The sequence below is a fragment of the Ruegeria sp. B10 genome (assembly GCF_056539825.1).
Genome location: NZ_JBQFVP010000001.1, coordinates 69,034 through 88,735 on the forward strand (window position 1 = coordinate 69,034; position 19,702 = coordinate 88,735).

Below are 19,702 nucleotides of genomic sequence, written 5' to 3' on the forward strand. Positions count from 1 at the left end.
TACGGCAGTGTCCGCTCAAGCACAGGCGCGAGGGAGAGCTTTAATGGACTACGAAACGATCCTGCTGGACATCACGGACGGGCTGGCGGTGCTGACGCTGAACCGCCCTAACAAGATGAACGCGCTGACCACGCAGATGCGGGCTGAGATCACCCATGCGATGAAGCATGCGGCTCGAAATGCGCGGTGCATCGTGTTGACTGGGGCCGGACCGGCCTTTTGTTCCGGGCAGGATCTTGGTGATGCGTCCTCAACCGGAAAGATCGACCTGGAACGCTCGCTGCGCGATGAATACGAGCCGATGCTCGAGACCATCCATGACAGCCCGGTACCTACCATTGCCGCCGTCAATGGACCGGCAGCCGGGGCAGGGGCCAACCTTGCGCTCTGTACAGATGTGGTGATCGCGACCGAGAGCGCTTATTTCCTGCAGGCCTTTTCCCGCATCGGTTTGCTGCCGGATGCCGGTGGCACATGGTTCATGCCGCGTCAGATGGGGCTGGCCAAGGCCATGGGGGCCGCGTTGTTTGCTGACAAGATCACTGCGCGTCAGGCCGATGATTGGGGCCTGATCTGGGAAGCGGTCGCCGATGATGCATTTGATGGCCATTGGCGCAGTCGGGCTGCGCATCTGGCCCAAGGTCCGACGGCGGCCTATGGCGCAATCAAACAAGCGCTCCGCGGTACCTACGAAAAGACTTTGCCGCAGCAATTGGCGACCGAGGCGCATTTACAAGGTGAATGTGGACGCTCGCGCGACTTTGCCGAAGGCGTGGTGGCCTTCATGGAAAAACGCCCCCCGAAATTCGAGGGGCGCTAACTCAGGCGCGGCGGCGGCGTCGGGTGCGCCGCTCGGGCGCGGCGTCGTCGCCGGTGCCATCCGAGGCGGATGAGAACGGCCCAAGCGCATCGGTGATCTGATCAAGAGTCGGGCGCGCGCCACGTTCTGTGCTGTCCAGCGCTGCACGCATTTTCTCAAGATGGGCAGGCATGGTGCCACAGCAACCACCGATGATCTTTGCGCCTGCATCGCGGGCCATCACGGCATAGTCGGCCATCAGATCGGGCGTACCGTCATAGTGGATGTGGCCGTCGACATATTTCGGAATCCCGGCATTGCCTTTTGAGATTAAAGGCCGCTCTGTCCCCTGCGCAGTGAACCCAAGCACGGTGCGCAGGATATCCGACGCTCCGGTGCCGCAATTCGCGCCAAACGCAATCGGAGGGTTGGGCAATGTTTCGACCAGAAGGGCCAGATCAGCCGAAGTGACGCCCATCATGGTGCGCCCGGCAGTGTCAAAGCTCATGGTGCCGCACCAGGGCATATCCGCCAATGCGAAGGCCTCGGCTGCGGCGCGGAACTCCTCGGGGGCGCTGATTGTTTCGACCCACAGAACATCGACGCCGCCGTCTTTGAGGGCCTCAGCCTGTTCGTGGAACATCTCGACCGCCTCGGAATGCGACAGGCTTCCGACCGGCTCCATGATCTCACCGGTGGGGCCGACCGAGCCGGCAACCACGATGGTGCGTCCGGATTTGTCCGCTACCTCACGCCCGAGTTCAGCGCCAATGCGGTTCAGCTCACCCACGCGGTTTTGCGCGTCATGTAGCTTGAGCCGGGCCGAGGTGCCGCCGAAGGTGTTGGTCAGAAACAGATCGCTGCCCGCATCGACCGAGCCCTGATAAAGCGCGCGGATCTTGTCCGGCGCATCCACATTCCAAAGCTCAGGCGCATCGCCGGATTGCAGACCCATGTTGAAGAGATTGGTTCCGGTCGCACCATCGGCCAGAATGGCCTCCTTGGTCTCGAGAAGCTGGGTCAGCGCGTTTGTCATGGGCTTGGTCCGACGTGTTTGGCGCAAAGCGCCCGTATGAATATGAGACGCCCCGTGTCTCATGACCGGGGCGTCAAATCAAATTCATATTACTCATGAAGATCATGAGGTAGCCGGTGGCTTAGTCAGTCTCGCTCATGACCTGCGCTTTGGCTTCGGGCAGAAGCTCGGCCATTTTGGCGCGGATTTCGTCATCCGAAGACAGACCGCCCAGATCGGCCGAGACCTTGCGCACGACATCTTCGTGGCCTGCCTCTTCCATATCGGCGATCACTACGGTTTTGGCGTAGTCGTCCGCGTCAGAGCCGGTTTTCCCAAGCTTTGCTGCCGCCCAAAGGCCCAGCAGTTTGTTGCAGCGGGCCTGTGCCTTGAACTGCATTTCTTCGTCATGGGCAAACTTGGCTTCGAAGGCGTTTTCGCGTTCGTCGAACGTGGTCATTTTATTGGGACCTCATAGCGTGGACATTCCCCATCTAGATAAGAAACGAATTTCGGAATGTATAGCGAAAATGGGCTTTGCGCGACCAAATGCGCTGTGTTGCTGCACGCAGGCTTTCTTGGCAGGTCTTAAGTGTGCTCAATACCGTATGAGGAACCGTTGAAAAGCGGATGCTTCGATGGAATACAACGAGGCAACTTGCGGGTTGGGGCGGGCTGCTCTATGAGGGCCGCAGCCGCGCGATATGCGCGTATTGCCGATATGGAAGGGGCCCCGATGGCGCGTCGCAAGAAAATCTACGAAGGCAAAGCCAAGATTCTGTATGAAGGCCCCGAACCGGGCACAATCGTGCAGTACTTCAAGGATGACGCAACCGCGTTCAACGCGGAAAAGAAAGACGTGATCGACGGCAAAGGCGTTCTGAACAATCGCCTGTCCGAGTTTTTCATGAACGGCCTTACCCAGATCGGTGTTCCGAACCACTTCATCCGCCGCCTGAACATGCGCGAGCAGCTGGTACGGAATTGCGAGATCGTCCCTCTGGAAGTGATCGTGCGCAACTATGCAGCCGGTACGATGTCCAAACGTCTGGGCATTGCAGAGGGCACGCAGCTGCCGCGTCCGATTGTCGAGTATTGCTATAAGGACGATTCTCTGGGTGATCCGCTGGTCACCGAGGAACATATCGCGGCCTTTGGCTGGGCCAGCCAGCAGGACATGGATGATATCCTCAGCCTTGCGCTGCGCGTGAACGACTTCATGAGCGGTGTGATGCTGGCCGTGGGCATTCGACTGGTCGATTTCAAAATCGAGATCGGGCGCGTGTTCGACGGTGATTACCAGCGTTTGATCGTGGCTGATGAGATCAGCCCCGACAGCTGCCGCCTGTGGGATATCGAAACCGGCCAGAAGCTGGATAAGGATGTCTTCCGCCGCGATCTGGGTAACTTGACCGATGCCTATTCCGAGGTCGCGCGCCGCTTAGGTGTTCTACCGCAAACCAATGTGACCAAGCCGACGCTAATCAACTGATCTCGGCCTCTACCTGACAGAATTGCAAAGCGCCGCCCCCTATTGGGCGGCGCTTTTCCTTTTGGAGCAGGGTATGCCGTTCGACCCGCAACACTCGCCTGGTCCGTTTTGGGCCACGCCCTTTCATAGCTTGTCAATCTTCGCCTCAAACAGGGTTGTCCCAAAGGCACAACCGCGCTATTCCCCGCGCAACGAAATGGGCCTGCGATCGTGGCCCTCAGGTGGAGTTGCGAAGATGAAGGCACGGGTGCATGTGATGCTCAAGAATGGGGTGCTGGACCCTCAGGGTGAGGCGGTCCGCCACGCATTGGGTGCCATGGGCTTTGATCAGGTCGAAGGTGTGCGCCAGGGCAAGGTCATTGATCTGGAACTCGCCGAAGGCGCAACCGAGGCGGACGTGACCGAGATGTGCGAAAAGCTGTTGGCCAACACCGTCATCGAACGCTACGAGATCGAACTGGTCTGATTGGATGCGGGCAGCGCGTCTGATCACCTATCGCCAGCCGCTGGAGCTGACCACCATTCCCGACCCTGAACCGGCCGAGGATGGCGTTGTCGTCCGCGTGCTGGCCTGCGGCGTCTGCCGGTCAGATTGGCATGCGTGGTCGGGTTCGGACCCGGATGTGATCCTACCGATGACGCCCGGCCACGAATACTGTGGCGAGGTTGTCGCGGTGGGCAGCCGTGTCCGCCGCTGGAAAACCGGTGATCGGGTGATTGCGCCTTTCATTCTGGCCTGTGGTCATTGCCAGAGCTGTGCCCAAGGCAATCAAACCACCTGCGCCGACCAGGTCGTGCCGGGGTTCACCTGTGATGGCGCTTTCGCCGAGTATATTGCCGTTGCGCATGCGGATGCCAATCTGACGGAATTGCCCGAGACACTCGCGCCCGAGATCGCCGCGGCACTTGGATGTCGGGTCACGACCGCGTGGCAGGCGCTGGTTGGTCGCGCGCAGCTGCAAGGCGGTGAATGGCTGGCCGTGTTCGGCGGGGGCGGAGTAGGCGTCTCAACCCTGTTGTTGGGCAAAGCGCTTGGCGCACGGGTGGTTGTCGTCGATATTTCGGAAGACAAGCTGAGCTACGCCAAATCTCTGGGCGCGGATGCTGTTGTGAACGCGGCGACTTGTGACGCGTCTGAGGCGGTGAAAGAGATCACCGGCGGTGGTGCCCATGTGGCGATCGAGGCGTTGGGGATTGAAGCCACGACCGTGGCGTCGATGCGATCCCTGCGCAAACTGGGCCGGATGGTTCAGATCGGCATGCCTGCGGGCGATCACGCTGCTATGACGCTGCCGATGGATGTGCTCTATTCCGGCCAACTTTCTGTATATGGAACACGAGGGATGCCCAGTTGGCGCTATCCATCTCTTCTGTCGTTGATCACGGGTTCGGATCTTGATCTCAGCCCGCTCGTGACGCGACACGTATCTCTGAACCAGGTGAGTGAAGAACTTGCCGCTTTCGACGCTCCTGCGCCTCCGGGTGTGGCGGTTGTCACTGATTTTACTTGCTAGGAGGGTCCGCCATGCGCGCAGCCGTCATCGTATTCCCCGGATCAAACTGCGACCGGGACCTTGCCGTAGCCTTTGAACAGGCCGGCTTCGCCGTTGACATGGTCTGGCACAAGGATGCCGCGCTGCCCGAAGGCGTCGACATCGTCGGCGTTCCCGGTGGTTTCTCTTATGGCGACTACCTGCGCTGTGGGGCCATCGCGGCGCAATCGCCGATCTGCAAGGCTGTGGTGGATCATACCGAGCGTGGCGGCTATGCGGTTGGCGTCTGCAACGGGTTCCAGATCCTGACGGAAACCGGAATTCTGCCCGGCGCGTTGCTGCGCAATGCCGGTCTGAAATACATTTGCAAAACGGTTGGCCTGAAGGTCGAAACCAGCGACAGCGCTTTTACCCAAGGCTACAATGCAGGCGACGTGATCGGCATTCCGATTGCCCACCATGATGGCAACTATTTCGCCGATGACGCCACCTTGTCCGCGCTGAAGGATCAGGACCGGATCGCGTTCACCTATACCGAGAATCCAAACGGCTCGGTTGGGGATATCGCGGGCATCCTGTCGGAAAACCGGCGCGTTCTTGGCATGATGCCACACCCCGAACGCGCAGCGGATGAGGGGCATGGTGGCACCGACGGGACGGCATTGTTCCGCGCATTGTCCGGCGTTCTGGCCCCGGCGTGACTTGAGGTCGCCGCTCAGCCCGCGTAACTTTCGGGAATGAGTTCAGGCCTTCACTCGATCAAGGACAAGATGACCCGTCCATTCCGCGGCGCCCCTTTGGGGTGGCGACTGCGTGTGGCTGTTATTCTGGTCCTTCTGACCGCCGTCGCGACGATCTGGGTGACGAACCGGTTGCTGACCGACCGGTTCACCGAGTCGACCCGCAACCGTGCTGAACTGCGCCTTGCCCTGTATTCCGGCAACCTCCTCAGCGAATTGCGACGCAACGCGATTGTGCCGCAGCTTCTGTCTCGGGACCCGACGCTGATCTCGGCGCTGCAATCCAGTGACTACCTGTTGTCCAGCCAGCGTCTGATCTCATTCGTGGAAGAGATCGGGGCCGCGTCCTTGATGCTGATGGACGGCGATGGCGTGACGGTGGCGGCCACTGACCGCAACCGCCTGCTGGAAGGGCATCGCAATGCGCCCTATTTTGTAGACGCGATCCGCTCGAACGCGACGATTTTCACGGTCAGCCCGCGCGAAACCGGCGACTACAGCTTTATCTACTCCCGCAGGATTGAGGCGAATTCCGAGATCCTCGGCGTGATCGTAGTTGAGGTCGACCTGCAGAAATTCGAACGCGCCTGGGCCGGGATTTCCGACGCCGTATTGGTGCGGGACAGCACCGGCAACATCATCCTGTCGACCGAGCCGCAATGGCGTGGGCTGGACGAAAGCTCGGCCATGCTGCGGCAGACGCCGGAAAGTGCGATCCAGCGCGCGCTGAGGGCGACGGCCGACTGGTCTGCGTTGCCACCGGATGGCTATCTGGAAGGTGAGGCCGTCATACGGCTTGAGACTCGCATTCCGTTCCGCGGTTGGCAGATGGCGTCGTTCACCACCTATGACTCGATCCGCGAAAAGGTGAACAGCGTACTGGCGCTGGAAATCATGGGCTTTGCGATTCTCCTGGCGGCGGCGTTCTATCTGCTCAGCCGTCGTGCGGCCTCGCGCGTGGTTTTGTTTCAACGCGAGTCGGCAGAGCTTCGCGCATTGAACGCGAGGCTGCAGCGGGAAATCGCTGAGCGCGAACGGGTTGAAAAGACGTTGGATTTGGCGGAACAGACGCTTGCGCAAAGCTCGAAACTGGCCGCCTTGGGTGAGATGTCGGCGGCGGTAAGCCATGAGCTTAATCAACCTCTGGCTGCAATGAAAACCTACCTTGCCGGGGCGCGTCTGCTGCTACGCAGAAACCGACCGGAAGAGGCCCTCGCCAGCTTTGGTCGCATTGATGGTCTTATCGAGCGGATGGGCGCGATTACCCGGCAGCTGAAGTCTTACGCGCGGAAGGGGGCAGATGCGTTTTCGCCTGTAAACCTTGGCGAAGCGCTGGCCTCGTCACTGTCGATGATGGAACCTCAACTGCGGCAGCGCCATGTGAAGATTACTCAGATCCTGCCCGAAGACCCTGTCATTGTTATGGGCGACCGGATGCGGATCGAGCAGGTGATGGTCAACCTCTTGCGCAACGCGCTGGACGCCACCAAATCTGTAGCAGAGCCTGATGTCGAGATCATCTTGGCAGCGGGTGACATGGCGGTGCTGACCGTGCGCGACAACGGGTATGGTATCAAGGATATCGAGAGCCTGTTTGAGCCCTTCTACACCACCAAGCAGCCCGGTGACGGGGTCGGGCTAGGGCTTGCTATCTCGTCGGGGATCGTGAACGACCATGGCGGACGGCTGACCGCACGTAACGGCCAGAAGGGTGGCGCTGTTTTCGAGATGCAACTGCCACTGGGAAGCGACGGCCTCCAGGCCGCTGAATAACACGAGGGAATACTATGGCACAGGCCATGAAAATCGCCATTGTCGATGACGAACAGGACATGCGCCAGTCGATCAGCCAATGGCTGGCGCTGTCGGGATATGACACCGAAACCTTTGCCAGCGCCGAAGATGCGCTCAAGGTTCTGGGGCCGGACTATCCGGGGATCGTGATCTCGGACATCAAGATGCCGGGTATGGACGGCATTCAATTGCTGAAAAAGCTGATGGGGGCCGATAGCACGCTGCCCGTTATCATGATAACCGGTCACGGTGATGTGCCAATGGCGGTTGAGGCGATGCGCGTTGGCGCGTTTGATTTCCTTGAAAAGCCCTTCAACCCAGACCGCATGTCGGAACTGGCAAAACGCGCCAGCAACGCGCGGCGTCTGACGCTGGACAATCGCGCCCTGCGGCGCGAGCTATCGGGTGGTACGCAGATCATGAACAAACTGATCGGCGCCAGCCCGGTGATGGAGCGTTTGCGCGAAGATATCCTCGATCTGGGGCAGGCGGACGGCCATGTGCTGATCGACGGAGAGACAGGTACTGGCAAGACGCTGGTGGCGCACGCTCTGCACGCGGTAGGCAGCCGCGCGGGCAAGAAGTTCGTTCTGGTCTCCTGCGCGGCGCTGGAAGAAGAAGTGCTGTCCAAACGCCTGTTCGGCCCGATGATGCCCGAGGATGCGCAGCTTCCCGCGATTGAAGAGGCGCGCGGTGGCACGCTGGTACTGGAAGATGTCGAGGCGTTGAGCGACACGTTGCAGGCCCGCTTGCTGAGCGTGATGAACGAGCAGGGCACCCCTGCGGAAACGCGGATCGTCGCGATCTCGAACCTGCAAGAAGCCGGCAAAACCTCCGAAGACGTTCTGCGCCCAGACCTGTTCTACCGTCTGGCCGCTCTGCGCATCACCATGCCGCCACTGCGACAGCGCGGTGAAGATATCCTGACGCTGTTCACCCGCCTCAGCGAGCAGTTCGCTGAGGAATATGGCTGTGATGCCCCTCAGGTCAGTGCGCAGGAAGCGGCGCAGCTGTTGCAGGCGCCGTGGCCGGGCAATGTGCGACAATTGATCAACATCGCTGAACGTGCGGTGCTGCAATCGCGGCGTGGCTCAGGGACGATTGCGTCCTTGCTGATGTCCGATCACGAGGAAATGCAGCCGGTCATGACCACCGAGGGCAAACCGTTGAAGGAATACGTAGAAGCGTTTGAGCGGATGCTCATCGACAACACCATGCGTCGACATAAAGGCTCAATCGCGTCGGTGATGGATGAGCTTTGCCTGCCGCGCCGGACTCTGAACGAAAAGATGGCCAAATACGGTCTGCAGCGGTCTGACTATCTTTAAGAACCATGCAAGCGCTTATTCAACGCTCCGATCACTCAGGTGGTCGGGGCGTTTTTTATGTTGAAAAGGCCCGCGCTGGGTTTTTGAACGTATCTTAAAGAGATTTTAACCCGTTATAGGGGAAATCTGTTATACTGCATTCACTTATCGTTGATGCAGATTTGAATTTAGCAGCGGCGTTCCTAGGTTAAACACTCAAATAAGCGGGTGTTTGGTCCGCAAAGAAACCGGCGATGCGCCTGATTTGGAGACGTGTATGAAGCCCCTCTCGGCCCTTATTATCGCTGCGACGATGGCGATGACCAGCCCGGCCTCGGCCGAGGACTGGACGGGGGCCTATGCCGGGTTCAGCTTTGGCTATGCGGATGCGGACGGGTCTGGTGGCGCAAGTGGCAACGATACTGTTTTCGGACCTCATGTCGGGTATGACCGCGATTTCGGTGCCTTCGTTTTGGGCGGTGAGTTGGAGTATAACCGGCTTTCTCTCAACCTTGGTCAGGATCAGGGCAGCGTCGACAGTATAACCCGGCTGAAGTTTCGCGGCGGGTATGATTTTGGCGCGGCAATGGGCTATGTCGTGGTCGGCGCTGCGCGTGTTGAAACCTCGGAAGAGAACGACACAGCGGCGGTTTATGGAATCGGCATTGCCTATCCCATCGGCGACAACTTCGTGATCAGTGGCGAAGCGTTGCGGCAGGATTTTGACGATGTCACCCGCTCGGGCGGTGGGTTGGACACGAATATCTTCAACCTGCGCACAACGTTCCGGTTCTAAGCGCCTTCACTCGGCGGCTTGCTGACCTGCTACTTTGGATGCGAAGGCACAGATCGTCTTCAGAGCCGTTTCGAAACGATCGTCATCGACAGTCATGGCAACGCGGACGTGTCCTGCAGCGGCTGTACCGAAACTCTCGCCGGGCATGACGGCAATCGCGTGTTTGTCGAGAAGGGCATTTGCAAACCCCTCACCGGTCAGACCGGTCGCTCGGATATCCAACATCAGGTACATCGCGCCATCCGCTGGGACGAGGCCGATGGTATTCTGTTCGGCCAGCACCTCTAACGCGCGGGCCCGGCGACGACGGAAGGGGGCGGCGATTTCGTCTTCGAGTGCTGTGCCCGCGTTCAGGGCAAAGCGCGCGGCATCCTGAATGAAGCCCGGAACGCCATAGGTGGTGTGGGTGGCTAGATTGATGAGGTGGCTGATGACCTCTTCCGGGCCAATAATCCAGCCGCAACGTGATCCGGTCATGGCGTGGGATTTGGACATAGAACCGACGACCAGCGTGCGATCGGCCATACCGGGCAGAGCACGCGGAGACAGATGCGCGCCGTTCCATATCTGCGTGTCGTAAACCTCATCCGAGATCAGCCACAGGTCGCGCCTCTCGCACAGCTCAGCGATGTCCTTCAGTCTCTCGGGTGAATAAACCACTCCGGTCGGGTTGTTCGGCGTGTTGATCAGCAATGACACAGCGCCGTCGACCTTGGCCTCGATCTGTTCGGCACGCGGTTGAAAGGCATCTTCAGCCGAGGTCTGAACCGCCCGCGCCACAGCGCCGGTTCCGCGAATGGTGCCGGGATAGGTGGCGTAGTAGGGGTCAAGGAACAGCCCGACATCGCCGGGGTTGCACACAGCCATATGAGCCGCAAACAACCCCGCCTGTCCGCCCGGAGTGATCAGGACACTGTTTCGGGTGGTTGGTACTCCGGTCCGGGTCTGAACCCGTGCGGCGACCGTGTCGCGCAGCAGATCGGTGCCCGGCACCATGGCATAACCGGTATGGCCGTCGCGGGCCGATCGGTTCATCGCATCCAGGATCGAGGCATCGGTGCCGATGTCATGTTCGCCGATTGTCAGCTGTGTGACGGCGTGGCCTTCGGCGACCATACGGCGCGCGCGATAGAACACTTCCCATCCGTCGCTGCCGCCTCCGGTGATCTGCGTGATGCGATCTGACAGTTTCATGATCTTGCCTCGGTTTGTCTTTGTGGCGACAGGGGCAGAGCGATCCGAATTTGTCAATCAGCTTCGCGCAGGAAGGGTGGCCTGAACCTTTTTCGTGAGCGATGCACGCACCAGATCGTAAGAGGCGGCAAGGCGGTAGCGCATCTCGTCTTCATCCGCGTCAAAGGGCAGGCGAACCCAGCTGCGGTGGAAATATGGGGCTTTCAAACCGACACCCGCATCGATCAGCATCTGCGCGGTTTCGATATCGGGTGTTTTGACCGACACGCCATCATTCGCAGTCCCGATACAGGCGAACATCTTATCGCCGACCTTCCACGCATCATGCCCACCGCCCCAGGGGTCCGACCATTCGGCCCCCGGCAGGTCGCGGCAGATAGAGTTGACGAAATCCCGGCTCATGCGTGCAGAGTGCTGGAGAAGACGCGCGAACTCAAGCCTTGGCTTGGCGCGTGGCGCATGTTATGCCGCGTGAATGAACCGGATGATCTGCACCATTATTTGCTGCATTACCTGCTGAATTCTCAAGCGGGCCGGTTTCTTTCGTTTTCATCCCTGAGACAAGTTGCTAAGCCCGCGCCAACGCGCAAGCTTTAGGAGCCCGAGTGATGACGACAATCAAGCTGCACAATACACGGACGCGGACGAAGGAAGATTTCGTTCCGATCGATCCCGACAACGTGCGGATGTATGTCTGTGGACCCACTGTTTATGACCGGGCCCATCTGGGCAATGCGCGGCCCGTGGTGGTTTTCGATGTCCTGTATCGGTTGCTGCGCCATGTCTACGGTGCGGACCAGGTTACTTATGTACGCAATTTCACCGACGTGGATGACAAGATCAACGCTACCGCTCTGGCCCGCAAACAGGCTGGCGCCGAGGGGTCCTTGGAGCAGTTGGTGCAGGAACGATCTGATGAGACTATCGGCTGGTATCTGCACGACATGGGCGCGCTTGGGGCATTGGAGCCTAACGCAATGCCGCGCGCGACCGAGTATATCGCGCAGATGATCGAGATGATCGAAGGACTGATCGCGAAGGGCAATGCCTATGCCGCTGAAGGTCATGTGCTGTTTGCTGTCGATAGCTGGAAATCGGGGTACGGTAAGCTTTCAGGCCGATCAGTCGATGACATGATTGCTGGAGCGCGGGTTGAGGTTGCACCTTACAAAAAGAACCCGATGGATTTTGTTCTGTGGAAACCCTCGACCGATGAGCTTCCAGGGTGGGACTCGCCTTGGGGTCGGGGCCGTCCGGGGTGGCATATCGAATGCTCGGCCATGAGTTATGAGTTGCTGGGCGCGAGTTTTGACATTCACGGTGGCGGCAATGATCTGATGTTCCCGCATCACGAGAATGAGATTGCCCAGAGCTGCTGCGCCCATCCGGAGAGCGAGTTTGCGCGCGTCTGGTTGCATAACGAGATGCTGCAAGTCGAAGGCAAGAAGATGTCCAAGTCGCTGGGCAATTTCTTCACCGTGCATGACTTGCTGGAACAGGGCGTCCCCGGTGAGGTGATCCGCTTTGTTTTCCTGCAGACGCACTATCGCAAGCCGATGGACTGGACCGAGAAGAAGGCACGTGAAGCAGAGGCAACTTTACGCAAGTGGCGGGCGCTGACAGCGGGCATCGAGCCCGCCACCAGCGCGGCCCCCTCGGTCATCGAGGCGCTGGCGGACGACCTGAACACGGCGGGTGCCATCGCGGAACTGCACCGTTTGGCTGCGGATGGAGATGCGGCGGCTCTGCTTGCCAGCGCACAAGTTCTCGGGCTTTTGGGCAATGATATGGGCGCTTGGGCCGAAGCCATGGATCTGAGCACTTTCGCTGCCCGGTTGGCTGAAGCACGGGCCGAAGCGATGCAAAGCAAGGACTTCTCAGAAGTGGACCGTTTGAAATCCGCTTTTGTCGCCGCAGGTCTGGAAGTGCGCATGAGCAAAGAAGGCGTTGAACTGGTTCCGGCTGCGGGATTTGATGCGTCGAAACTGGAAGATGTTTGAAGGAAATCCGCGCGCCACGTGGAAAGATCGACTACTCTGGGCCAGCGGGAGCAAGCCATGACCAAGGAACGCCTCTATCTTTATGACACGACCCTCCGTGACGGGCAGCAGACTCAGGGTGTGCAGTTCTCGACGGCAGAGAAAGTGCAGATCGCGCAGGCATTGGACGCGCTGGGGGTGGACTATATCGAAGGTGGTTGGCCTGGTGCAAACCCGACAGATAGCGCGTTTTTCGAGGCCGCTCCGAAGACCTCGGCCCAATTGACGGCTTTTGGGATGACTAAGCGCTCCGGAAGGTCGGCCGAGAATGACGAAGTGCTTGCCGCCGTTATGAATGCGGGGACGCAGGCCGTCTGTCTGGTAGGCAAATCGCATGACTACCATGTAACACATGCGCTTGGTATCTCGCTTGAGGAGAATGTCGAGAACGTGCGCGCCTCGATCGTGCATCTTGTGGCGCAAGGGCGTGAGGCGCTTTTCGATGCCGAGCATTTCTTTGACGGTTACAAGGACAACCCGGTCTATGCGACCGAGGTCTGCCGGGCCGCCTTGGACGCTGGAGCGCGTTGGGTGGTTTTGTGTGACACGAATGGCGGTGCTTTGCCATCCGAGGTCGGGCGCATCGTGTCCGAGTTGGTCGCTGCAGGCCTGCCGGGGGATCGGCTGGGCATTCACACCCATAACGACACCGAAAACGCCGTGGCCTGTTCTCTAGCGGCTGTCGACGCGGGCGCGCGCCAGATTCAGGGAACTCTGAACGGGTTGGGAGAGCGCTGTGGCAATGCCAACCTGACCGCTCTGATCCCGACCTTGCTATTGAAGGAGCCCTATGCCTCGGGGTTCGAGATCGGTGTCAATCCTAAGGCTCTGGCTGGTCTGACGCGGGTTAGCCGGATGTTGGACGATATCCTGAACCGAGTGCCGAGCAAGCAAGCGGCTTACGTCGGGGCCTCGGCCTTTGCGCACAAGGCGGGGCTGCATGCGAGTGCGATCGTCAAGGATCCGACAACCTATGAACATATCGACCCTGCGACGGTTGGGAACACGCGGATCATTCCGATGTCGAACCAGGCCGGGCAGTCGAACCTGCGCAAACGGCTGACCGACGCAGGCCTGATGGTTGAAAAGGGCGATCCCGCCCTTGGCCGTATCCTCGATAGGATCAAACAGCGCGAGGCTGAGGGGTATTCCTACGACACCGCTCAGGCGAGTTTTGAGCTGCTGGCTCGTGGTGAGTTGGGGCAGATGCCCGAGTTCTTCGAGGTCAAGCGCTACAAGGTCACTGTTGAACGCCGCAAGAATAAGTACAACAAGATGGTCAGCCTGTCCGAGGCTGTGGTTGTGGTGAAAGTGGACGGCGAAAAGAAGCTCTCGGTCAGTGAATCGGTGGATGATCAAGGTAGTGACCGAGGGCCGGTGAACGCGCTCTCCAAGGCCCTGGCAAAGGACCTGGGGCAGTATTCGCAGGTGCTGTCGGATATGCGGCTGGTGGACTTCAAGGTGCGGATCACTCAAGGCGGGACCGAGGCGGTGACGCGTGTCATTATCGACAGCGAAGACGGGCAGGGGCGGCATTGGTCGACCGTGGGTGTGAGTGCCAACATAGTTGACGCCTCGTTCGAAGCGCTGCTGGAGGCGATCCAGTGGAAACTCGTCCGCGATAGTGGGCATCGGAAAGCGGCGGCCGAGTGACTGCCGTCTTTGACGATGACGTAAAGGCTTGTGCAGCCCTTGTGCAAAAGGCTGATCCGGACCGGTTTCTTGCCACCATGGCGTCCCCCGTCGAAGCGCGGGCAGTTCTGTTTCCGATCTACGCGTTGAATGCCGAAATCGCACGCGCGCCGTGGGTTACGCAAGAGACGATGATTGCCGAAATGCGCCTGCAGTGGTGGCGCGATGCGTTGCAGGAAATTGCCGAAGGGCAACAGGTGCGGCGGCATGAGGTGGTGACCCCTCTGTCCAGGGTGTTGTCGCCACATCTGGCAGGTTTGCTGGATGAATACGTGGCTGTCAGGCGGTGGGATATCTACCGAGATCCGTTCGAGGATACAGAGCATTTCGAGAATTACATCGACCAAAGCGCTGGCACGTTGATGGTGGTGGCTGCGCAATCCCTCGGGGCAGCGGATGAAGGTGTTTTGCGCGATTTCGGCTATGCGATTGGCGTCGCGAATTGGTTTCGGGCCATTCCAGAACTGGAGGCCCGAGGGCGGATTCCGCTGCTCGATGGCACTGAAGACGGAGTACGCGCGTTGGGGGAGACTGCGCTGAGGCGGTTGAAGTCCGCGCGCAGCAGGCGATCTGAGGTTTCCCGCACCGCTCGCCCGGCGCTCTATGCCGGATGGCAGGCCGAGTGGGTTTTGCGGAAGGTTCTGACAAACCCGGCGCGGGTCGCGCGCGGGGATCTGGCGCAGGGGGAACTTGGGCACAGGTTATCTCTGATGTGGACGGCCAGCACGGGCCGTTGGTGATCAGGCGGTGTCCGGCTCGGCCGGGCGCATGACCAACCACAACAGCGCGCCTCCGGCCAAGGTGAGCAGGGGTACCATAGCTAGGTTCACAGCCGTCCATCCTTCGACCGGGGACCCACCTGAACAGTTCATCAACCCGCCCGAGGCCAGCGAGGCAAAGGTCACGCCGCCAAACACCAGAAGGTCGTTCATGCCCTGCATCCGGCCACGCTCACTCACGTCATGAGAATCGGCCAGCATGGAAGTCGCGCCGATGAAGCCGAAGTTCCAGCCGATCCCCAGCAGGATCAGAGCGACGAAGAAGTTGCCAAGCTCCACCCCTTGAAGGGCGACAACGCCTGCGGCGCCGAGAATGGCAAGGCCGAGCGCAACAATCTTTTCAACGCCGAAACGGGCGATCAGATGGCCGGTGAAAAAGCTGGGGATATACATAGCCAGCACGTGGCCAGTCACCACATCGGCTGCATCATTGGCCGTATATCCGCACCCGACCACTGCCAGAGGGGTTGAGGTCATCACGAGGTTCATCAGCGCGTAGGACACCATGGCGCAAATAATGGCGACGGCGATCCGAGGGGTCTTCAACATCTCGATCCGCGACCGGCCTTTGGGGCTGTCTTCGCTTGCGCGCGGGGGCGTGGGGATGTCGAGAAAGAAGAACAGCGCTGAGCCTATGACGTTGATGCCGATCACAGCCAGATAGGTGCCCAGGAACGGAATGACATAGGCCGTCGATGTCAGCTTGACGATCTGCGGGCCAATAATGGCAGCCGCCAGCCCGCCCGCCATCACATAGGAAATCGCTTTTGGTCGAAACGCATCCGACGCTGTGTCAGCCGCCGCAAAACGGTAAAATCCGTGTGCGCTCATGTAGATGCCGGTCAGCAGGCTGCCGATCAGAAAGACCGGGAAAGAGCCCAGATACAGACCATACGCTCCGATCAAACCGCCAAGCGCACCGGCGGTTGTTCCGACTAGAAACCCGGCGCGGCGGCCCCAGCGTTGCATGATTGCAGAGATAGGCGTTGCCGCCAGCATCGATCCCAGAACGATCAGCGAAATGGGCAGCGTCGCAAGGCAGGCGTTTGTGGCCAGCGATTGGCCGGCCAGCCCTCCGACAATGAACATCATCGGCATTTGCGCGCCCAGAACAGCTTGCGCTGCCACAAGGACTGCAACGTTGCGCTTGGCCTGATAGTCGTTCGGAGTCTCTGAAATCACAGTCATGACGCCATGCGTATCGGCGATCTGCGGCTTGCACAAGCGGGTTGCATACGCGGCAAAGCGCCCTAACGTGCAAGTGACCGAAAACACCGGAGCGCACATGTCCGTCGGACGCATCATCGAAACCAACGCCTGTGTGTCCGAAGGGGCCGAGTGGCTGGCCCAATCTTGTCCACGTATGGCCTATGCGATGGAACAGACGGGGCCGCTGCCTCTGCGTCGTAAACCGGATGGTTTTGCGCAGTTGTTGAGCGCAATCGTCAGTCAGCAGGTCAGCGTGGCCTCGGCCAATGCGATCTGGAAACGGATGCAGGACGCGAAATTGACCGGCCCGCGCAAGATCATGTGGGCGACAGATGAGGATTTGCGGGCCGTCGGGCTAAGCCGACAGAAGATCCGCTATGCCCGTGCTCTGGCCGAAGCCCGTATTGATTACAAGGCGTTACGCGACGCGCCTGATGCAGAGGTCATCTCGACCCTGACCGAGGTGTCCGGCATCGGTGTCTGGACCGCCGAGATTTACGCCATGTTCTCGCTGGGCCGCGCCGATGTGATTGCTCCGGGTGATCTGGCCCTGCAAGAGGCGGCGCGGGTTCTCTACGTCTTACCCAAACGTCCAACGGACAAAGAGCTGCGGCAGATGGCCGAGGCATGGTCGCCATGGCGGTCGGTTGCGGCGCGGGTTTTGTGGGCCTATTACCGGGTGGCCAAGCAAAGAGAAGGGATCAGATGACACGGGTTTTGAACGCGCTCAGGAAAGAGCCGGTTTCGGGCGACACACGCTCGGTCTTGGTGTTCGTACACGGCTACGGGGCGAACGGGGCCGATCTGTTGGGCCTTGCCGACCCATTGGGCGAGCATTTGCCCGACACGCTGTTCGTAGCCCCCGATGCGCCGGAACAAATCCCCGGAATGCCAAATGGGTTTCAGTGGTTTCCGATCCCTTGGATCGACGGCTCGTCCGAAGAAGAATCCCGACGCGGCATGGAAATGGCAAGCGACGACTTCAACGCTTTCCTCGACGCGCTGATGGTGGACGAAGACGTACTGCCTGAGCAGGTCGTATTGTTCGGGTTCAGCCAGGGCACGATGATGAGCCTGCACGTCGCCCCGCGCCGTGAGGACCCTGTGGCCGGGATCGTCGCGTTCTCGGGCCGTTTGCTGGAGCCAGACTTGTTGCCGGACGAAACCGTCAGCCGGATGCCGATCCTGTTGGTCCATGGGGATGCGGATGACGTGGTGCCTCCGCAATCGCTGCCCGAGGCCGCCGAGGCCCTGCAAGCGGCGGATTTCAAAGAGGTTTACGCCCATGTGATGAAAGGCACCGGCCACGGAATCGCGCCGGACGGCCTGAGCGTGGCGCTGGCCTTCATGCGCGACAAGCTGAGCCTGTAGCTGTGATTGCGGTTCGCCCCATGATGCCCGAGGATGTGGCCGACGCCTGCCGCATCCTCAACGATATCATCGCCACAGGTGGGACAACTGCACATGAAATTCCGTTCTCGGAGGCGCTCTTTTCACAGAGCTATCTGACCGGGGCCGATAAGATCTGCTGCCATGTCGCTTTGGACGACCAAGGCGCGGTGGCCGGGTTTCAGTGGTTGGGTACTCATGCTGCCTTGCCTGAGGATTGTGCGGATATTGCCACCTTCACACGGCGCGATCCTCCGTTTCGCGGCGCAGGGCGTGCGTTGTTTCAAGAAACCTCGAAAACTGCGGCGGCCTTGGGGTTCAAAGCGATCAACGCCACCATACGCGCGGACAATTCGCCGGGCCTTGGCTACTACGGAAAAATGGGATTCGTTGACTATTCTGTGGACTATGGCCGCCCACTGCGGGATGGCACACCGGTCAATCGAATTTCGAAACGCTTTGATCTTGGAAAGGGCAGCGCATGTTGATTGTCACTGGAACCGTCGAAGTCTCGGCCGATCATGTGGATAAGGCGGCCGAGGCTGCAAAGTTGATGGTCGCAGAAACGGTGAAAGAGCCAGGCTGCCTGATCTATGAGTTCAGCCAGGTTCTCGGCCATGCGAACCTCTTCCGGGTTTATGAAGAATGGCAGGATCAGACCGCGTTAGAGGCGCATTTTGCCACCCCACATATGGCGGCGTTCCAAGCCATATTGGCTGAAGTCGGTGTGATCTCAAGCGAGATCTATCGCGTTGTGGGTGGTGAAAAGCAGCCTTTGCGCTGACAATTTCAGGCCCAAAGGTGCCCTTCGGCAAATTCAACTGAGTTGCCAGAAGGATCCCGCACGTAGAGGGATCGCGCGCCGTTTGGCCAATCGAACTCGGCATCCAGGGGGATGTTCCAATCCAGCAGATGCTTTCGCATTGCAGCCATCTCATCCCGCGTCAGGACTAGGCACACATGCCCCGGCCCACGCGCGCCGTGCGGAGGGACAGGCAGGTCTGGGTTCAGTGGCGGCTGCTGGGTCTTTTCAGGATTGAATATCAGCAGAACAGAGGCTCCGACCCGATAAAACACGTGGCGGTCCTCAATGCGTTGTATCTTTTCCAGCCCCAGAACCTCACCGTAGAACCGTTCGGTGGCGTCCAGATCATCGACATAAAGCGCCGCTTCCAAGATGGCAGAGGGGGCCGGTATCTCGGGTGTCACCTTCATGCGGTTCAGTTTAGCCCGGCGCGTGTGGTCTGTCACCGTCGGGGGCGTCGATCCCGTTTGCGCTGAGCCGTAGCCTGTATCTGCGGCATCGGCAGGCTGTCCCAATGGCCCGTCTTGAGCCCTTCAAGCGTCCAGTCTCCCATACGACAGCGGATCAGGCGCAAGGTCGGCAAGCCAACGGCCGCTGTCATCCGGCGCACCTGCCTGTTCTTGCCCTCGCGAATCGTCAGTTCGATCCAGCTGTCCGGCACGGTCTTGCGTTCGCGGATTGGAGGGGTGCGGTGCCAGAGGTCTTCCGGCTCATCAATCTGACGTACCTTGGCGGGGCGGGTTAGGCCATCCTTCAACTCGACACCGTCGCGCAGGGCCTTGAGGGCCGCCAAATCCGGCTCGCCCTCGACCTGCACCCAATAGGTTTTGGCGATCTTGTGCTTGGGGTCTGAAATCTGCGCCTGCAGCTTGCCGTTGTCGGTCAACAGCATCAGCCCTTCGCTGTCACGATCCAACCGACCGGCGGGATAGACGCCGGGCAGATCGATGAAATCCGACAGGGTGCTACGCGGCGACTCGGCGTTTGCGCGGTCGGTGAACTGCGGCAGCACATCAAAGGGTTTGTTGAATCGAATAAACCAGCTCATACCTCCGCCATAGCCTGCAAAACACGCTGTGTGCAACATGTGGATAACTGTCATCTGTCTGTTACGGATTCGGCTTACCCAGTCTGCGACATATTGTGGAAACTCAGGGCT

Annotated in this window: 23 protein-coding genes; 16 read left to right on the plus strand and 7 right to left on the minus strand. The window is 59.7% G+C overall.

The features are described 5' to 3' along the window. Window positions 1-43 precede the first annotated feature (43 nt). Complete coding sequence (locus tag ACR0J4_RS00350) at window positions 44-820, plus strand: enoyl-CoA hydratase-related protein (protein WP_170641476.1); 777 nt, start codon at window positions 44-46, stop codon at window positions 818-820. A gap of 1 nt (window position 821) precedes the next feature. Here the strand turns inward: ACR0J4_RS00350 and bmt are convergent, their stop codons facing one another. Further along, the gene (bmt, locus tag ACR0J4_RS00355; RefSeq protein ID WP_170641478.1) at window positions 822-1,835 is read right to left on the minus strand and encodes a betaine--homocysteine S-methyltransferase; all 1,014 of its coding nucleotides are present in this window, start codon (window positions 1,833-1,835) and stop codon (window positions 822-824) included. A 121-nt stretch (window positions 1,836-1,956) separates the two neighbouring features. Next, window positions 1,957-2,274: a DUF1476 domain-containing protein gene (locus ACR0J4_RS00360; RefSeq protein WP_170373627.1), complete on the minus strand. Its 318-nt coding sequence runs from the start codon at window positions 2,272-2,274 to the stop codon at window positions 1,957-1,959. A gap of 276 nt (window positions 2,275-2,550) precedes the next feature. On the opposite strand from ACR0J4_RS00360, the gene purC reads away from it, so the two are divergent. The 7 genes from purC (at window position 2,551) to ACR0J4_RS00395 (ending at window position 9,436) form a co-directional block, all read left to right on the plus strand. Then, the gene (gene purC, locus ACR0J4_RS00365) at window positions 2,551-3,306 is read left to right on the plus strand and encodes a phosphoribosylaminoimidazolesuccinocarboxamide synthase (protein WP_170641978.1); all 756 of its coding nucleotides are present in this window, start codon (window positions 2,551-2,553) and stop codon (window positions 3,304-3,306) included. 235 nt (window positions 3,307-3,541) lie between these two features. Then, window positions 3,542-3,772 carry a phosphoribosylformylglycinamidine synthase subunit PurS gene (gene purS / locus ACR0J4_RS00370; RefSeq protein WP_170374301.1) on the plus strand — a complete coding sequence of 77 codons (231 nt, stop codon included), beginning with the start codon at window positions 3,542-3,544 and terminating at the stop codon, window positions 3,770-3,772. Between the two features lie 4 nt (window positions 3,773-3,776). After that, on the plus strand, window positions 3,777-4,820 hold the full coding sequence (locus tag ACR0J4_RS00375) for a zinc-dependent alcohol dehydrogenase family protein (RefSeq protein ID WP_170641480.1): 1,044 nt from the start codon (window positions 3,777-3,779) through the stop codon (window positions 4,818-4,820). An 11-nt stretch (window positions 4,821-4,831) separates the two neighbouring features. After that, entirely contained in the window at window positions 4,832-5,500 is a 669-nt protein-coding gene (gene purQ / locus ACR0J4_RS00380; protein WP_170641481.1) for a phosphoribosylformylglycinamidine synthase subunit PurQ, read from the plus strand. Window positions 5,501-5,536: 36 nt separating this feature from the next. Continuing rightward, entirely contained in the window at window positions 5,537-7,312 is a 1,776-nt protein-coding gene (locus ACR0J4_RS00385; RefSeq protein WP_475216144.1) for a sensor histidine kinase, read from the plus strand. A gap of 14 nt (window positions 7,313-7,326) precedes the next feature. Next, a complete protein-coding gene (locus ACR0J4_RS00390; protein WP_170373631.1) occupies window positions 7,327-8,661 on the plus strand; it encodes a sigma-54-dependent transcriptional regulator in 1,335 nt (444 codons plus the stop codon). 256 nt (window positions 8,662-8,917) lie between these two features. Then, window positions 8,918-9,436: an outer membrane beta-barrel protein gene (locus ACR0J4_RS00395; protein WP_170641483.1), complete on the plus strand. Its 519-nt coding sequence runs from the start codon at window positions 8,918-8,920 to the stop codon at window positions 9,434-9,436. 6 nt (window positions 9,437-9,442) lie between these two features. Here ACR0J4_RS00395 and ACR0J4_RS00400 read toward each other — a convergent pair whose 3' ends face one another. Continuing rightward, window positions 9,443-10,630 (minus strand): pyridoxal phosphate-dependent aminotransferase, encoded by a 1,188-nt coding sequence (locus ACR0J4_RS00400; protein ID WP_170641485.1) that lies wholly within the window; start codon window positions 10,628-10,630, stop codon window positions 9,443-9,445. A 57-nt stretch (window positions 10,631-10,687) separates the two neighbouring features. After that, a complete protein-coding gene (locus tag ACR0J4_RS00405; RefSeq protein WP_170641487.1) occupies window positions 10,688-11,032 on the minus strand; it encodes an MmcQ/YjbR family DNA-binding protein in 345 nt (114 codons plus the stop codon). Window positions 11,033-11,041: 9 nt separating this feature from the next. On the opposite strand from ACR0J4_RS00405, the gene ACR0J4_RS00410 reads away from it, so the two are divergent. From ACR0J4_RS00410 to ACR0J4_RS00425, 4 genes are read left to right on the plus strand one after another with little or no spacing between them, the layout of a single operon-like run. Next, on the plus strand, window positions 11,042-11,227 hold the full coding sequence (locus tag ACR0J4_RS00410; RefSeq protein WP_480668266.1) for a hypothetical protein: 186 nt from the start codon (window positions 11,042-11,044) through the stop codon (window positions 11,225-11,227). 11 nt (window positions 11,228-11,238) lie between these two features. Continuing rightward, window positions 11,239-12,630 carry a cysteine--tRNA ligase gene (gene cysS, locus ACR0J4_RS00415; protein WP_170641489.1) on the plus strand — a complete coding sequence of 464 codons (1,392 nt, stop codon included), beginning with the start codon at window positions 11,239-11,241 and terminating at the stop codon, window positions 12,628-12,630. 57 nt (window positions 12,631-12,687) lie between these two features. Then, entirely contained in the window at window positions 12,688-14,322 is a 1,635-nt protein-coding gene (cimA, locus tag ACR0J4_RS00420; RefSeq protein ID WP_170641491.1) for a citramalate synthase, read from the plus strand. Then, entirely contained in the window at window positions 14,319-15,101 is a 783-nt protein-coding gene (locus ACR0J4_RS00425) for a squalene/phytoene synthase family protein (RefSeq protein WP_170641493.1), read from the plus strand. Before cimA ends, ACR0J4_RS00425 begins: the two co-directional genes overlap by 4 nt. Here the strand turns inward: ACR0J4_RS00425 and ACR0J4_RS00430 are convergent, their stop codons facing one another. After that, window positions 15,102-16,328: an MFS transporter gene (locus ACR0J4_RS00430; RefSeq protein WP_170747369.1), complete on the minus strand. Its 1,227-nt coding sequence runs from the start codon at window positions 16,326-16,328 to the stop codon at window positions 15,102-15,104. Between the two features lie 97 nt (window positions 16,329-16,425). Here ACR0J4_RS00430 and ACR0J4_RS00435 point away from each other — a divergent pair, with 97 nt between their 5' ends. From ACR0J4_RS00435 to ACR0J4_RS00450, 4 genes are read left to right on the plus strand one after another with little or no spacing between them, the layout of a single operon-like run. Continuing rightward, window positions 16,426-17,058 carry a DNA-3-methyladenine glycosylase 2 family protein gene (locus ACR0J4_RS00435; RefSeq protein ID WP_170641495.1) on the plus strand — a complete coding sequence of 211 codons (633 nt, stop codon included), beginning with the start codon at window positions 16,426-16,428 and terminating at the stop codon, window positions 17,056-17,058. After that, window positions 17,055-17,720, plus strand: coding sequence for an alpha/beta fold hydrolase (locus tag ACR0J4_RS00440; RefSeq protein WP_170641497.1), 666 nt, complete (start codon window positions 17,055-17,057; stop codon window positions 17,718-17,720). The genes ACR0J4_RS00435 and ACR0J4_RS00440 overlap by 4 nt, the downstream gene beginning before the upstream one ends. 2 nt (window positions 17,721-17,722) lie before the next feature. Next, complete coding sequence (locus ACR0J4_RS00445) at window positions 17,723-18,226, plus strand: N-acetyltransferase family protein (protein ID WP_480668267.1); 504 nt, start codon at window positions 17,723-17,725, stop codon at window positions 18,224-18,226. Further along, window positions 18,220-18,522, plus strand: coding sequence for a putative quinol monooxygenase (locus ACR0J4_RS00450; RefSeq protein WP_170641499.1), 303 nt, complete (start codon window positions 18,220-18,222; stop codon window positions 18,520-18,522). The genes ACR0J4_RS00445 and ACR0J4_RS00450 overlap by 7 nt, the downstream gene beginning before the upstream one ends. Before the next feature lie 5 nt (window positions 18,523-18,527). Here ACR0J4_RS00450 and ACR0J4_RS00455 read toward each other — a convergent pair whose 3' ends face one another. After that, window positions 18,528-18,953 carry a VOC family protein gene (locus ACR0J4_RS00455; RefSeq protein ID WP_170641501.1) on the minus strand — a complete coding sequence of 142 codons (426 nt, stop codon included), beginning with the start codon at window positions 18,951-18,953 and terminating at the stop codon, window positions 18,528-18,530. A 32-nt stretch (window positions 18,954-18,985) separates the two neighbouring features. Further along, window positions 18,986-19,591 (minus strand): rRNA large subunit pseudouridine synthase E, encoded by a 606-nt coding sequence (locus ACR0J4_RS00460; RefSeq protein WP_170641503.1) that lies wholly within the window; start codon window positions 19,589-19,591, stop codon window positions 18,986-18,988. Window positions 19,592-19,702 lie beyond the last annotated feature (111 nt).